This is a genomic window from Leptotrichia sp. oral taxon 215 str. W9775, assembly GCF_000469505.1.
Lineage (GTDB): Bacteria > Fusobacteriota > Fusobacteriia > Fusobacteriales > Leptotrichiaceae > Leptotrichia_A.
Map to the genome: position 1 here is coordinate 1 of NZ_KI272838.1, position 15,261 is coordinate 15,261.

11 protein-coding genes and 9 tRNA genes are annotated in these 15,261 nt (G+C 31.4%); all 20 read right to left on the bottom strand.

Features of this window, described 5'->3' with window-relative positions:
- Positions 1-641: 641 nt before the first annotated feature.
- Positions 642-716, bottom strand: a tRNA-Glu gene (locus HMPREF1984_RS03620).
- Between the two features lie 3 nt (positions 717-719).
- Positions 720-796 (bottom strand) — tRNA-Ile (locus HMPREF1984_RS03625).
- Positions 797-799: 3 nt separating this feature from the next.
- Positions 800-876 (bottom strand) — tRNA-Arg (locus HMPREF1984_RS03630).
- 24 nt (positions 877-900) lie between these two features.
- Positions 901-976, bottom strand: a tRNA-Lys gene (locus tag HMPREF1984_RS03635).
- A gap of 6 nt (positions 977-982) precedes the next feature.
- Positions 983-1,058: transfer RNA gene (locus HMPREF1984_RS03640), tRNA-Gly, on the bottom strand.
- A gap of 8 nt (positions 1,059-1,066) precedes the next feature.
- A tRNA-Leu gene (locus tag HMPREF1984_RS03645) sits at positions 1,067-1,154 on the bottom strand.
- Positions 1,155-1,358: 204 nt separating this feature from the next.
- Positions 1,359-3,839 (bottom strand): AMP-binding protein, encoded by a 2,481-nt coding sequence (locus tag HMPREF1984_RS03650; RefSeq protein ID WP_021766542.1) that lies wholly within the window; start codon positions 3,837-3,839, stop codon positions 1,359-1,361.
- 362 nt (positions 3,840-4,201) lie between these two features.
- On the bottom strand, positions 4,202-5,212 hold the full coding sequence (asnA, locus tag HMPREF1984_RS03655) for an aspartate--ammonia ligase (RefSeq protein ID WP_021766543.1): 1,011 nt from the start codon (positions 5,210-5,212) through the stop codon (positions 4,202-4,204).
- Between the two features lie 48 nt (positions 5,213-5,260).
- A tRNA-Arg gene (locus HMPREF1984_RS03660) sits at positions 5,261-5,337 on the bottom strand.
- 28 nt (positions 5,338-5,365) lie between these two features.
- Positions 5,366-5,459 (bottom strand) — tRNA-Ser (locus HMPREF1984_RS03665).
- An 18-nt stretch (positions 5,460-5,477) separates the two neighbouring features.
- A tRNA-Ser gene (locus HMPREF1984_RS03670) sits at positions 5,478-5,563 on the bottom strand.
- Between the two features lie 329 nt (positions 5,564-5,892).
- Entirely contained in the window at positions 5,893-6,861 is a 969-nt protein-coding gene (locus HMPREF1984_RS03675) for an acetyl-CoA carboxylase carboxyltransferase subunit alpha (protein WP_021766545.1), read from the bottom strand.
- A gap of 12 nt (positions 6,862-6,873) precedes the next feature.
- Complete coding sequence (gene accD, locus HMPREF1984_RS03680; protein ID WP_021766546.1) at positions 6,874-7,725, bottom strand: acetyl-CoA carboxylase, carboxyltransferase subunit beta; 852 nt, start codon at positions 7,723-7,725, stop codon at positions 6,874-6,876.
- A 112-nt stretch (positions 7,726-7,837) separates the two neighbouring features.
- Complete coding sequence (locus tag HMPREF1984_RS03685; RefSeq protein ID WP_021766547.1) at positions 7,838-8,758, bottom strand: RluA family pseudouridine synthase; 921 nt, start codon at positions 8,756-8,758, stop codon at positions 7,838-7,840.
- A 21-nt stretch (positions 8,759-8,779) separates the two neighbouring features.
- The gene (gene rodA, locus HMPREF1984_RS03690) at positions 8,780-9,883 is read right to left on the bottom strand and encodes a rod shape-determining protein RodA (protein ID WP_021766548.1); all 1,104 of its coding nucleotides are present in this window, start codon (positions 9,881-9,883) and stop codon (positions 8,780-8,782) included.
- A gap of 9 nt (positions 9,884-9,892) precedes the next feature.
- Complete coding sequence (locus HMPREF1984_RS03695; RefSeq protein ID WP_021766549.1) at positions 9,893-11,107, bottom strand: pitrilysin family protein; 1,215 nt, start codon at positions 11,105-11,107, stop codon at positions 9,893-9,895.
- 66 nt (positions 11,108-11,173) lie between these two features.
- Positions 11,174-12,250, bottom strand: a complete 1,077-nt coding sequence (locus tag HMPREF1984_RS03700; protein ID WP_021766550.1) for an LptF/LptG family permease — start codon at positions 12,248-12,250, stop codon at positions 11,174-11,176.
- A gap of 4 nt (positions 12,251-12,254) precedes the next feature.
- Positions 12,255-13,358: an LptF/LptG family permease gene (locus HMPREF1984_RS03705; protein WP_232219681.1), complete on the bottom strand. Its 1,104-nt coding sequence runs from the start codon at positions 13,356-13,358 to the stop codon at positions 12,255-12,257.
- A gap of 39 nt (positions 13,359-13,397) precedes the next feature.
- Positions 13,398-13,961: a CvpA family protein gene (locus HMPREF1984_RS03710; protein ID WP_036099654.1), complete on the bottom strand. Its 564-nt coding sequence runs from the start codon at positions 13,959-13,961 to the stop codon at positions 13,398-13,400.
- A gap of 39 nt (positions 13,962-14,000) precedes the next feature.
- Positions 14,001-15,080 carry an alanine racemase gene (alr, locus tag HMPREF1984_RS03715; protein WP_021766553.1) on the bottom strand — a complete coding sequence of 360 codons (1,080 nt, stop codon included), beginning with the start codon at positions 15,078-15,080 and terminating at the stop codon, positions 14,001-14,003.
- Positions 15,081-15,261: the final 181 nt, after the last annotated feature.

Sequence of the window (15,261 nt, forward strand, 5' to 3'; positions counted from 1 at the left end):
TGTTTTTCTGCTGAATAACTTACTGTTGCCATTACTAATAAAACAGATAGTAAAAGCATTTTCCTTTTCATATTTTTCCTCCTATAAGTTTTTAATGTGAGTAGAATTCTTTCTACTTTAATTAATTTGTGATTTCTAAAAGATACATAAAATCATGTACACCATATAATATTCATTATATATCTCTTTGATTTTTATTTGCATTTACATTATAGCACATTTTACTGATTTATTGTTAATTTGTTAACATTTTAGCTATATATTTTTTTTATACATGAAAAGATATGTTTTATATATGATATAAAATGATTAATTACTGTTTATCTAATTTAAAAAGGGACTTTTATGAAATAATATTTAAATAAATGTGATTTTTTCAATGTATTTATACCAATAAGCCATATAATATTCACTACTTTATTTTAATATTCAAATTTAAAAATTTCTTTTCTTCTCAAAATAAAAAAATATATAATTAATCTTTTAAATCTAATCATACATTTTTTTAATACATTATCTTATTTATATATTTTTATTCAGAATTCTTATTAAATTAAGCTTTATCCTTTAAAAACAACAAAATATATTCAAATTAATTTTATAAAAAAAATAACCACAATCAACATTATGGTTTAAATAAGTGGTACACCCTAGGGGGATCGAACCCCTGTTGCCGGGATGAAAACCCGATGTCCTAACCACTAGACGAAGGGTGCACATGGTGGATCTAGCTGGACTTGAACCAGCGACCACCCGGTTATGAGCCGGGGGCTCTAACCAACTGAGCTATAGATCCATATGGCGTGCCTGAAGAGATTCGAACTCCTGGCCCACGGCTTAGAAGGCCGTTGCTCTATCCAACTGAGCTACAGGCACATATGGTTTTGTTATGTTGACTAGTGGTGAGCCATACTGGAATCGAACCAGTGACACCATGATTAAAAGTCATGTGCTCTACCGACTGAGCTAATGGCTCATATAGTGGAGCGGGAGACGAGGGTCGAACTCGCGACATTCAGCTTGGAAGGCTGACGCTCTACCAACTGAGCTACTCCCGCATAATTTCTGGTGCCTCGGGCCGGACTTGAACCGGCACGGGATAAATTCCCACAGGATTTTAAGTCCTGTGCGTCTACCGATTTCGCCACCAAGGCATATCTAAAATCCTATTTCGTTTATCTCTGACAACTTAGTCAGTATAACATAAACTTATTCGTTTGTCAACACTTTTTTTTACTGATTAAGTACTTTTTTTTATTTTACTCTTCCTCTCAAGTACTTAATCAGTATACAAAATTTTACATAAAATGTCAAATTAAAATTCAATTAATTTTAAAACTTTTTTTGAAACCCTTATTTTACTTACCTTCCACATAGTCTTTTATTATATTTCTGGCCTTCTCTACTATTTCATCATATGTACCTTCCGGCTTAAATTTTTCTAGAACGGCAACTTCTATTTTTTTAGGTTTTGGAAATTTCATATATCTTGAATATGCTTCAAAGGCACCTTTTATTCCCAGACACTGGACATCTACATTCAGTTCCTTAGCAATTATAGCAAACACTTTCTTAAATTCTGCCACTTTTCCATCTTTAGTTCTTGCTCCTTCAGGGAAAATAAGCACATTTTTCCCGGCTTTAACATTTGCCGCTATTTCTTCGACACTTTTCTTAATATTTTTATTTATATCTATCAATACAACATTTCCATGACTGACAAGCAGTTTCATCAATCCTTTCTTGAAATACCAGTCTATTGCAAGAAAAATTGTATTATAAAGTATTCCTGCAGGTAAAAGACTTCCAAGTACCAACGGATCTATAAAACTTTGATGATTCGCTACAAATATCTGTTGCGGTTTATCACTCAATTTATCCCTATTTACCCTTTTCAATCTAAAATATACTTTTATTATTAAATCAAGTAATGGTCTCAACACTCTTGTTGCCCATCTGTTTTTTTCTTCAACAGGTGGTGCCGCTTCTATTATTTTTTTCCAGTCAACTTCTCCACTTTCTATTTTTGTAGCTTTTTCATTAATATATTCAGATAACGCCTTCAAATTTGATATTTCTGAAAATTTTTCTTCATCAAGATGAATTCCAAAACTATTTTCAACATATGCAAAAAATTCAACAATATCCAGAGAATCCATTCCTATTTCCAACTCAAGGTTTTCTTCAGGCTGAGCTTCTATTCCCTTTAATTTCTTTATGTAATCCTTCAGCATTCTGTAAACTTCATCGTCAGGTTCTTCCACCTGTTTTTTCTTGACATTTGTTTTCAGATAAAGTTCAGGCAGCATAAATCTTCTCACTTTTCCTACCCTTGTTTTAGGAAGTTCTTCTTCATACAATTTATAATCCAATATTTTTTCATAATTATGAACTGTAAGGTTATAATCTTCCACAATATTTTTTACATAAGCTTTTATATTAGTTATTCCCTGTTTTCTACATTCCAGTAAATCCGGAACAATTATTGCCACAAGTTTGTCATTATGTCCAAACACTCCCAGTTCCTTTATAAGTTTTTTACTTTTTTCAATTACTTTATTTTCAAGTTTTTCAGGATCAATATTTTTCCCATTTGAAAGTACTATCATGCTGCTTCTTCTTCCACGTATAGTTACATATCCTTCTTCATCAATGGAAGCCAGATCACCTGTCTTGAACCATCCATCTTCAGTTATTACTTCAGCGGTCTTTTCAGGCTTATTATAATATCCTTTCATGACAATAGGACCTCTTACCCATAGTTCTTCATCTACTATCTTTGCTTCTATATTATCAAGTTTTTTACCAACTGTTCCTATTCTACGGTCTTTTTTTGTATTAACTGCTATTACAGGTGATGTTTCAGTAAGTCCATATCCTTCCTGAACATATATTCCCAATGTTTCATAAAATTCTCCTATTTCAGGATCAAGTTTTGCTCCTCCTGAAACTATAAATGTCAGTTTTCCACCAAATTTTTCATGAACTTTTGCAAAAACCTTTCTTCTTATCTTAAAGGATTTTACTTTTGTCATAAGTTTATATATTGTTCTTGTAATGAACTTTGAATCAATCTGCTGTTTTATTCCGTCATAGAATAATTTAAATACCCTTGGAACTCCAACCAGTGCAGTAACATTATTTTTATCAAGTGCTTCCAGAATTTCCTTACTTGCTATTTTCTTTACAAATACCATTGATGCCTGATGCTGCAATATTATCAGCACTGTTGCCGTAAGCGGTAAAACATGGTGGAAAGGAAGCAAGGCAAGTATCTGGTCAGTCGGCTCAAGAAGATCTTTTTTTTCTAGTCCTTCCAGTTCTGAGCTCAAGTTATTGAAAGTCAGCATAACTCCCTTTGGAGAACCGGTTGTTCCAGAAGTATACAGCATTGTGGCTATACTGTCCCCTTCAGGATTTTCAAGCTCAAAATTACTGTTTCTTATCACTTCCAGTTTATTTTCATCAATTGGATGATTGTCCACATTAATTACTGTTATTTCACCCTTTTCATACATTGAAACTGCTTCCCTGACATTTTTCTCGCTCTCATTTGAACATATTATAAACTTAGGATCTGAATCTCCAAGAACATATAAAATTTCCTTGCTGCTGCTTGTAGAGTCCAGTGCAATTGGAATTGCCTTTCTGTCCCATAAAGCAAAGTAAGTATAAATCCATTCCGGTCTGTTTTCCATCAGAATCAGTCCAAAATCTTCCTTTTCAGCAGGTATTACATTTTCTGAAAAATATTTTACATTATTAACTAACTCAGTATAATTTATTTTCCTGTCTTCAAAATCAACTATTGCAAGCCTGTCGCCTCTATTTAAGAACATAATTCCTCCATTTCAAATGTTAAAAATATAAATTTAATTAAGTATACCATACTTTCATAAATAATAAAATAAAAATGAGGATATCTCAAAAAATAAAAAATATGAAAGAAGTTGCCTTAAAACAATAAAACCATAAGTATAATATATAAAAAAACTATATTTTTTCATTTACTAAAATTTTACTCATATAAAACAGTCATTCATTAAGGAAAAGTCAAAAACTTGCCTAAAGGCTCAGACAGATGACTTTTCCTAAATTCATTTCCTGTTTTACATTGTAAAATTCTAGATAATCCAAAAATATAGTTTTTCTACATTATTTTCAATTTTTTAAATACCCTCATTCCAAAAAATTTATATTCCTATAATAAATTTATTCCATTTTTTTCACATTCAGCTATTATTTCATCAGACCATATTGATGCCTGAACTTCCCCAATATGTGCCCTTTGAAGCAGGAACATACATATTCTTGACTGTCCAATTCCTCCACCTATTGTAAGCGGCAGTTCATTATTTAAAAGCATTTTATGGTATTCAAGTTCTTTTCTTTCTTCCAGATCAAGTTCCTTAAGCTGTCTTGCCAGTGATTCACTGTCTACTCTTATTCCCATTGATGAAAGTTCCAGAGCACTGTCAAGCACAGGATTCCACATTATAAGGTCTCCATTTAATTCCCAGTCGTCATAATCCGGAGCTCTTCCGTCATGTCTTTCCTTAGATTCCAGCATTTTTCCTATCTGCATTATAAATATTGCCCCATGTTCCTTTGCAAATCTATTTTCTCTTTCTCCGGAAGAAATCCCAGGATACAAGTTTTCCAGCTCCTGTGAAGTTATGAAAGTAACTTTTTCAGGTAAAAACTTAGTATAGTTTTCATACTTTTGAGCCAGCATTTCTTCTGTCTTTTTAAATACTGAATATATTTTGTTTACAATTTCCTTTAAGAAATCTATATTTCTATCTTCTCTGTCTATAACTCTTTCCCAATCCCACTGATCTACATAAATCGAATGCGTATTATCCAAATCTTCATCTCTTCTTATGGCATTCATGTCAGTATAAATTCCTTCACCTGAATTTACACCATATCTTTTTAATGCAAGCCTCTTCCACTTTGCCAATGAATGAACTATCTCGATAACTTCCCCTTCCGCTTCTTTCATTTCAAATGCAACAGGTCTTTCAACACCATTAAGGTTATCATTTAACCCTGTAGTCTTTTTTACAAACAGAGGTGCCGATATTCTTGTTAAGTTTAATTCTTTAGAAAGTTCCTTTTCAAAAAAATCCTTAATCAGTTTTATAGCAATTTCTGTTTCCATTATATTCTGTCTGGAAGTGTATCCTTCCGGTATTATAATACTTCCCATACTTCTACTCCTAACTGCAAATCTACAAAAAAATTTTAACAAATAAAATGGCGCACCCAGCAGGAGTTGAACCCACAACCTTCTGATCCGTAGTCAGACGCTCTATCCAATTGAGCTATGGATGCACATTTAAGTATATATTTTAAAAAAAAATGGCGGAGAAGGAGGGATTTGAACCCTCGATCCAAGTTTTAGCCCGGATACTCCCTTAGCAGGGGAGCGCATTCGGCCTCTCTGCCACTTCTCCACGTATATAAAAAATAAATGGCGGGTGAACAGGGATTCGAACCCTGAGAGCTTTCGCCTTGCCGGTTTTCAAGACCGGTCCCTTAGCCGTTCGGACATTCACCCACACTTACTCAATTAATATATCATACTTTTACATATCTTGTCAACACTTTTTTTATTTTTATAGATTTTTTTTTATTTATATAGCTTTTAAGACTCTATTTTCAAGGTTCTAACTATTTTCTTTTTTTCTATACTAAATTACAGAACTATATTTTTGAATTTTTTTAAATTTTATATTATGAAACAGGAAACAAATTAAGAAAAAGTCATTTATTCGAGCTTTCAGGCAAGTTTTTGACTTTTCCTTAATGAATTGCTGTTTTATATGAGTAAAATTTTGATAAATGGATTTAGTTTTTATTCCCATTAAATAATTTTATCTCATTTTTTTATTCACTTACTATGTCTGCCGAATTTTCAAAAAATTCTCCCATATTTCTAAATTTTTCATATCTTTTTTCCAGTAACTCTTCTATTGAAAATTTATCAATTCTTTTAAATTCTTTTAAAACAGCAGCTTTAAGATTTTTAGCAGTTTTTTCTAAATTTCTATGAGCTCCTCCAAGAGGTTCTTCTATTATATCATCAATAACTCCAAGCGATTTAAGATTTATTGCATCCATTTTCAAACTTTTTGCCGCTTCTGCCGCCTTAGTTGAGTCATTAAAAAGTATTGATGCACATCCTTCTGGTGAAATTACTGAATATACACTGTTTTCAAGCATAAGAACTGAGTCAGCAACTCCTATTCCTAATGCTCCTCCACTTCCACCTTCTCCTATTATTACAGAAACAATCGGTACTTTTAGGCCAAACATTTCAGCCAGGTTTTTAGCAATGGCTTCCCCTTGTCCTTTTTCTTCAGCTTCTATTCCAGGATATGCTCCTGCAGTGTCTATTAAAGTTAATATAGGCAATTCAAATCTTTCTGCCATCCTCATCAGCCTCAACGCTTTTCTATATCCTTCAGGACTTGCCATTCCAAAATTTCTGAACATATTTGAATCAAGATCTCTTCCCTTCTGATGACCTATTATCATTATTTTATAACCGTCAATAGAAGCCAATCCACCTATTATTGCATGGTCATCTTTTGAAAGTCTGTCTCCATGCAGCTCAATAAAATCCTCTGTCAATGTATTTATATAATCAAGCGTATAAGGTCTTTTAGGATTTCTGGAAATTTGTATTCTTTCCCATGAATCCAGTTCATTTTCAGTGAAATCCTTATATTTTTTTTCAAGTTCCTTTTCAAGTTCCCCTATCTGCTTTGAAAAATCTATATTTTTTTCTTTGGAAAATTCTTTTAATTCTTCAATTTTTTCTTCCAGTTCCTTAATCTCATCTTTCAGGCTCATATTTCCTCCAATTTATATAAGTTTTTCCAGTATACGATAAATCGTTGTTTTCAATTCTTTTCTTTCAGCAATTACATCAACCATTCCATGTTCAAGTAAAAATTCTGCCTTCTGAAATCCTTTCGGTAATTTCTGGTTTACTGTCTGTTCAATAACTCTCGGTCCTGCAAAACCTATCAATGCACCAGGCTCAGTAACTATTATATCTCCCAGCATGGCAAAAGAAGCTGTAACTCCTCCAGTTGTAGGATCTACCGGCACTGATATAAAAGGTATTCCTGCTTCATTCAATCTTTTTACTGCTCCTGAAGTTTTAGCCATCTGCATCAGTGATAAAATTCCTTCCTGCATTCTTGCTCCACCTGAACTCGAAACAATAACAACAGGAATATTTTTTTCCAGTCCTCTTTCAAGAGTTCTAGTTATTTTTTCTCCAACAACAGAACCCATACTTCCACCCATAAAACTAAATTCCATCACTGCTATACTTACGTCTATTCCATTTATTTTCCCTATTCCACTTATTACTCCATCAAGCATTCTGCTCTTTTCCTGAGAGCTTTCCAGCTTTTCCTGATATCCCGGAAAGTTAAGGAAATCTTTTGAAGTAAGTGTTATATCCTCTTCAATGAAACTTCCTTCATCTGTTAACAGTTCTATTCTTTCAAATGCTGTAAGCCTGAAATAATGTCCACATTTTGGACAGATATTCAGGTTATTCTTTAAATCCTCATTATATATAATTTCATTACATCTGCTGCATTTTTTCCATTTATTGTCATCAACTATGTCCATGCTCAATTTTGATTTTGATGTGAGTGTAACATATTTATTTTTCGATTTTTTACTCGAAAATAATCCCATTCTCTTCACCTCTCTATGTAAATTTGCTTTGAATTACTTAAAATAACTTATGTTATCTTAAAAATTAAACATATACTTTAATATAAAAATATATCATTTTCCAGTACTAATTTTACCACATAAATTGATTATTTAAAAACTTTTTTTCAATTTCATATTCATATTCATCAAAAGCAACATAATAACAGCATAAATACAGGATATCACTTTTATCATTTTTCCCATATTTTCTATCACCGACTATTGGATATCCATAATCTGAAATTTGTGCCCTTATCTGATGCTTTCTCCCTGTCACAAGATTAATATCAAGTGCTGTTTTTCCAATTTTTCCAGGATTTTTAACATTTGTTTTCCTGGATGTTTTTCTACCGATACATCTAAATTCTGTTATACTTTTCTTTCCTTCAGTTTTATTTTTAGTTACAGAAACTCCATTTTCTTCCACTAGAAGATAATTTTCTATTGTAAATTTTTCTTCCTCTATAATTCCATGGACAACAGCAATATACTTTTTACGGACTTCATTATTTCTTATTTTTTCTGAAATATAACGTAAAAACTTCAATGTCTTGCATCCGATTACCAGACCGGAAGTTTCATAATCCAGCCTATTTGCAAAATTTATATTTTCACTGTTATAGATTTCCTTAAATATTTCTGAAAGTCCATACTCGTGTCCTGTTCCTTTATGCATCGGAATATTTCCTTCTTTATTCACAATGAAAAAATCTTCATTTTCAAATATTACACATTTTTTATATTTATCAAGTACTTTTTTTTCTATTTTATTTTTTTTAAAATTTTTATTCTCATTGGAAGCTGTTTCAGCTTTCAAATATTTTACAGATATTCTTTCATTTAGGGAAAGTCTATAATTTTCCTTTACCTTTTTTCCTCCAACTTTCACATCACCTTTTCTTAAAGCCTGGAAAATTTTACTCAGTGGTTCATGCTTAAATGTTTTCTTTAAATATCTGTCTATTCTCATTCCTTCTGTTTCACTGTCTACGACATATTCAAAAATTTCCATTATGATTCCTCATTTTTAAATTTATTCTATGTGGATTTTTATACTTTCCACTATTCCTATCATAATAAACGAAGAAAGAAAGGAACTTCCACCGTAACTAAGGAAAAGAAGAGGTTTCCCAGTTACAGGAACAAGACCAATTGTCATTCCAACATTTACTATTACATGCATAAAAAATATCCCACATATTCCATAAAGAATAAGCTTTCCAAAGTTGTCGTGAACCATCCTGCTTATCCGCATAATATCAAATATCAGGAAAAAATATAGAAACAGAACTAATGCTGATCCTACAAATCCCATTTCTTCTGATATTACAGAAAAAATAAAATCTGTCTGTGCTTCAGGCAAAAATTCTAGTCTGCTCTGACTTCCCTGTAATACTCCTTTTCCAAAAGTACCTCCCGATCCTATCGAGATTTTTGACTGAGTTACGTGCCATCCACTTCCCTTTACATCTTTTTCAGGATTCAGGAAGTTTTCCACCCTCGTTCTCTGATAATCCTTCAGGACATATTTATACACAGGATAAACTGACAGTAAAATTACAAATCCTATAATCCATATAGGTTTCATATTTGCACCATACAGAAATATCATGAATACAAAGGAAGTTAATGTTATAAGTGTAGTTCCAAGATCAGGCTGTGTCAGTATCAGTATAATTAATGGTACTACAGGAAGAATTGCTCCTATTATATCCTTAAGATTATTTATACCATTTTTGTACTTTTCAACAATCCAGAATGCAATTATCACTATTATTGCTATTTTTACAAATTCTGACGGCTGAAGCTGGAAAGGTCCTATTTTTAACCATCTCTGTGCTCCAAGCGTTTTCTTTCCTGCAATTCTTACCAATATAAGCAATACAGCAGAAAGACCATATATTTTCCATATATGATCCTTGTATTCCTTATAATCCATAAATGATATAAGAAACATCAGAAATGTTCCCAATCCTATCCAGATTAAATTCTGCATGACAAATTTCTGAGATCTTGTCGCACTGTATACAAAAATTGTACTTATTGTTACAAGTGAATAAACAAAAAATAATATCATCTTATCCATTAATACCAGATTTGTTTTTATTTTTTCCATCAATCTCTGATTTTGAAACATTTCTACCCCCTATACATTACCTAAAATCGTTATATTTTCTACTGTAAACATATTTTTTAGAAATTTATTTATTTTTTCCACTTCTACTCTTTTTACGTCATTTTCAAATTCTTTCACATCAAAAAGTTTACCTTTTTTTATAAAATGATGTCCAAAAATATACATACGGGAATTTGGATTTTCCATTGAGAATGCCATTCTGCTCAACTGTTTATTTTTCGCCTTCTGAAGCTCATTTTCTGTAATTCCTTCTTCCCTAAGTTTCTTAAACTCCTTTAAAGTTATTTCTATTGCTTCTTCATAACTTTCCTTATTTGTTCCTATATAAGTTGAAAGTACTCCACCTTCAGAAAAATTCTGATTATATGTATAGACTGAATAGGCAAGTCCCTTTTTCTCCCTTATTTCCTGAAATAATCTGGAACTCATTGAACCACCTATTACTCCTGAGGCGATATTCACATATATCTTATCCTCATCAAAAATCGACAATCCCTTATGACTTATACATATATTTACCTGATTTATATCTTTTGTATATGAGTTTCTTCCTGCATTAAAATCAAAATCTGCACTTTTTCTTCTATCTGTCTTTACTTCATCAAGTTTTCCAAAATACTCTTCAACTTTTGCTATTATCTGTTCCTTATTAAATTTTCCTGAAACTGAAATAGCAATATTATCTTTTGTATATCTTTCCTTATAATATTTTTTTATCATTTCAGGAGTAAAGCTTCTGACACTTTCCTCAGTTCCTATTATTGGTTTACCATACTGACCTGAAACAGCATCAGAAACATTCAGTTCAGATACAAGGTCATCCGGACTATCCTTGTACATTCTTATTTCTTCAATTATTACATCCTTCTCCTTTTCAAGCTCATCTTTATCTATCGTGGAATTAACCACAATATCAAAAAGAATATCCAGTGTTTCATTTAAATATTCACTTAATGCATTAATGAAAAAAACTGTCTGTTCTTTTGTAGTATGTGCATTAATGCTTGATCCAAGATAATCTGTTTCCTCAGATATCTGAAAATAGTTTCTTGAAGGTGTTCCCTTAAATATCATGTGTTCCAGCACATGCGATATTCCCGCTTCATTATCAGCTTCATCTTTCGATCCTGTTTTTACAAATACCCCCACTGAACAAGTAGAAATATTGTCTAATTCATCAAATATTATGTTTATTCCTGATTTCGTCTTAACTACTTCTGTCATTTTTATTCCTTCCTGATTTTTATATCTTAAAAATTTATAAATTATTCTCAGTAAAAAGTTACAACTTTAATATTCTGCATTCATAAACAGCTTTATTCCTACAACCATATAGATTAGTAATGGTAAGAAACATGCCAGATATATGGGCATTGTTCCTGAAGAAGCCAAAGACTTCAATATCGTACTAAATCCATAATAAGAATATCCTATTATTACTGAAAGTCCAATATTTACAGCAGCTCCTCCTCTTACATATCTACTTCCAAGGGATAATCCTATAAAGCACATTATAAAAGAAGACAGTGCAAAGGATATTCTGTAATAAAAATCTATTCTCATTGCAGTTGAATCTGCTCCAACCCTTGTAAAATAAACTATTTTTTCCCTCAGTTCAGGCATTGTAAGATTTTTTGCGGCTACAGCCTCAGCAAGTATATCATCCATAGACAGCTTAAACTTGAAATTATTTGTATTTATTGGTTGTGTAGAATTTGTTTCTCCGTCATGTTCCTTAAGATTTTCAAATGTCCACTCATTTGTTTTTGGATTTATTTTACCTGAAGTAGCGGTATATATTTTGCTTATCCCTTTAAATCCGTCTTTCATTTTTATTATTTCTATTTGTTTCATTATTCCTTCTTTTTTATTTGCATACCCTGCATATAGGATTGTATCCCTTTTTTCCCTTACCATTATAAATTCTTTTTCAACCTTTACCGGCTCAGAATTTTCTATTTTCAATATTTTCATATTGTTTTTCTTGGTGTTGGACTTACCTAATGTATCATAATTTATCCAAAGTACAGCCGTACTGACTAAAAAAGAAAAAATTATTGGATACATTGCCACTCTTAAGAAACTTATACCACTTGTTTTCATGGCTGTAATTTCAAGCTGTTTTGCCATTTTGCTTATGCACAGCAGACTTCCCAGCAGTACCCCAAGAGGAGCAGTATTTGTAACAATTTCCGGAATTCCATAACCCAGATATTTTAATGCTTCTCCCGGTGTAAATTTCCCATCCATTATCCAACCTGTAAGATTTATACTTTCTGCAAGTAAGAAAATAAGAAAAAACATCATCATTCCTAGAAAGAAACTTTTTACATAATTTATGATTATATATCTATCTAATTTATTCATTTAATTAATTTCTCCTGTATTTTTTTATTGAAAAATAAACACATAAAATAAGAAGTATTGTATTTGGTACCCACATTGCAATATTGGCAGGTATGTTATTTTTCAGTACCATTATCTTAGCATAGTTTACAACAGCAATATATGCAAATATTACAATAAGACTTATTCCAAAACTTATTCCTCTTCCACTTCTCCTATGGCCTACTGAAAGCAATACTCCAAGCCAGCATAGAAGAGTACTTGCAAGCGGTCCTATAAGCCTCTGATATATCTCTATAAGGGCTTTCAATGCAGCTTCCCTCATTTCAGGTATTTTTATATTCTGATCATGAAACTGTTTCAGCTCCTTTATGTTCATTTCACTACGGCTTTTCTTATATTCCTTATTCTTATCCTTGAAGAATGTCGAAATAGGAATTTCCTGCTCCTTATATTCTGCGGCAACCTGACTGTTACCTTCCTTGTCAAATGAATATCCCTTTACATTTTTTAAAACTATCACTCCAGGATCAAATGTTGCACTTTCTGCAAGAAAGATTACAGGATAAGGATTTTCTCCCTGTTTATTCAATATTAGAAAGTTTTTTGCATTTGCCTTTTCATTGTCAACTTCATCTATATAAAATCCAAATCCACTTTCAGCATTTGTAAGAAATATTTTTTCCTCAGTCAGTGAACTTGGCTTTGTAGCCAGCATAGCTTTCGTCTGGGCATTTATATTTTCCAGTGCCCTTGGATTTACATATATTTCCAGCCCTAATCCTATCAATGTAAGTATAACCCCAAATATGAAGGCAGGTCTTATTATTCTGAAAAGACTTATTCCTGACCCTTCCATTGCTATAAGTTCATTTGTTTCTGATAATCCCCCATAAACAAGCATTACTCCAAGAAATGCCCCCATCGGTATTGTCTGGACAAGTATTCCAGGAACCGCATACAGGAAATAATCTATTATGGATATAAATGGCAAGTCACTTGCAAACAACCTTTCCATTACTTCCATAACTACATTTAGCATCAATATAAATGTAAATATGCTTATTCCAAATATAGACGGTAATATTAGCGAACTATAAATGTATCTGTCAATTATTTTTATTTTCATTCTCATATTCCTTTTATTATTTAAGATTTTTATTTAATATTATTTTTTTTTACCTTCTTTCAATTCTTTTAAAACATTTTTCTCTATTTCTTTTTCTTTAACTTTTTTTCTATAGGAATTTACATCCTGCTGAATAAATTCTGGAAATCCTTGCGAATAACCATAAATATATTCTGTTATTTTTGAAACAAGAATACTTTCATCCCTTATTTCCTTAAGTTTCTTACTGTATGATGAACCCACTAATACTACTATGTATATAATAAAAATTATAAAAGTTGTCTTCAGTATCCCCAGCACTCCTCCAAGAAATTCATTATAATTGCTTAATTTTATACTTTTCAAAAATTTTCTGGCAAACAGCAGTATAATAGATAACAACAAATATAATATAATAAATACTATGAAAAAAGTATTTGTTTCATTCTTTGAAATATTGTCATCCAGCTTTAACATAACTTTTATAGCACCGTATAAATACTTCATAAGAAACATTAATAAAATATACTTGAAACAGCAGAAAAACTCATACATAAATCCTCTTTTTGTTCCTAATATGAAAAATATAATTATCAGTGACATTGATAGAATTTCAAAAAACATACTGTCCACCTCCTTATATAAAAATTTCTGTCTGAATATCTATTTGTAAATTCTTGGAACTCTGTTACTTATTCCACATAAAATTTCATAGGATATTGTATTACATAGATTTGCAACTTCCACCACATTAATATTTTTTCCAAAAAATTCTACAATATCTCCTTTTTTTGCACTATCTGCCAATTCTTCCGGAATCAGAATCATAAGCTGATCCATGCACACTCTTCCTATTATGCTGCATCTATGACCTTTATAATATACATAACCTTTATTTGATAAATCCCTTCTTACTCCATCTGCATAGCCTATTGATACAGTTGCAACTACATCTCCCTTTTTCGCCATATAAGTATTTCCATAGCTGATAAAACTATCTTTGTGCATTTTCTTTATATGACTTATTTTCGCATACAATGACATTACTGGCTTAAATTTATACGGAGCTGTTTCTTCATCTGTAACTCCTCCATATAGAATTATTCCCATTCTTACAAAATCATACTCACTATCATGATACTTCAGGCTTCCAAAACTGTTAAGCAAATGTCTGTACTTGACAGAATGTACTTCCTTCATTATATTCTCACTCATTTCCTTGAATCTTTTTTCCTGTAATTTTGTATATTCTTCATCAGAATCTGAAGAAGAAAAATGGGAAAATATTCCTACTGCATTTACATATTTACAGTTTTTTAGTTTTTCTGTTAATTCTGAAATTTCATCTTCCTGAAAACCTACCCTTCCCATTCCAGTATCAAGTTTCAGAAAAACATTTACATTAATTCTATTTTTTTCAATATACTCTATTTCCTCAAAATCCGTTATCATGAAATAAATATTATTATCAGAAACTTTACTCATACACTCGTTTTCAACAGGACCTAAAATAAGTATTCCAACTTCATTATTTGTTTCCCTTATTTCCAATGCCTCCTCAACTGTAGCCACTGCAAATTTCTTTATTCCTGTTTTTATAAGAGCTTCACATATATTCATCATCCCATGACCATATGCATCAGCTTTTATAACTGCCATTATTTTCTCTTTCAATGTTATTTTTTCAAGTTCCCTTATATTATCATATAAATTTTCAATATTTATTTCTGCCCAGCAACGCATTTTTTTTCACCTTCTGAATTTATAATTTCAATTTTTTAAACTAAAGAATCCAACAATTCCCAAGTCAATAACTGAACTGTCTCAAAAACTTTAATTTAGTATGAAACTGCCTCAAAAAATTTTGAAGTATGGGTTGTCTCAAAAGGAAAATTTTAAAAAATGTGGAAACTATATTTTTGAA

What these genes read in the sequence shown, in the direction of transcription:
- HMPREF1984_RS03650 (WP_021766542.1), bottom strand. Translation starts at nt 3,839, where the DNA reads ATGTTCTTAAATAGAGGCGACAGGCTTGCAATAGTTGATTTTGAAGAC.
- asnA (WP_021766543.1), bottom strand. Translation starts at nt 5,212, where the DNA reads ATGGGAAGTATTATAATACCGGAAGGATACACTTCCAGACAGAATATA.
- HMPREF1984_RS03675 (WP_021766545.1), bottom strand. Translation starts at nt 6,861, where the DNA reads ATGAGCCTGAAAGATGAGATTAAGGAACTGGAAGAAAAAATTGAAGAA.
- accD (WP_021766546.1), bottom strand. Translation starts at nt 7,725, where the DNA reads ATGGGATTATTTTCGAGTAAAAAATCGAAAAATAAATATGTTACACTC.
- HMPREF1984_RS03685 (WP_021766547.1), bottom strand. Translation starts at nt 8,758, where the DNA reads ATGGAAATTTTTGAATATGTCGTAGACAGTGAAACAGAAGGAATGAGA.
- rodA (WP_021766548.1), bottom strand. Translation starts at nt 9,883, where the DNA reads ATGTTTCAAAATCAGAGATTGATGGAAAAAATAAAAACAAATCTGGTA.
- HMPREF1984_RS03695 (WP_021766549.1), bottom strand. Translation starts at nt 11,107, where the DNA reads ATGACAGAAGTAGTTAAGACGAAATCAGGAATAAACATAATATTTGAT.
- HMPREF1984_RS03700 (WP_021766550.1), bottom strand. Translation starts at nt 12,250, where the DNA reads ATGAATAAATTAGATAGATATATAATCATAAATTATGTAAAAAGTTTC.
- HMPREF1984_RS03705 (WP_232219681.1), bottom strand. Translation starts at nt 13,358, where the DNA reads ATGAAAATAAAAATAATTGACAGATACATTTATAGTTCGCTAATATTA.
- HMPREF1984_RS03710 (WP_036099654.1), bottom strand. Translation starts at nt 13,961, where the DNA reads ATGTTTTTTGAAATTCTATCAATGTCACTGATAATTATATTTTTCATA.
- alr (WP_021766553.1), bottom strand. Translation starts at nt 15,080, where the DNA reads ATGCGTTGCTGGGCAGAAATAAATATTGAAAATTTATATGATAATATA.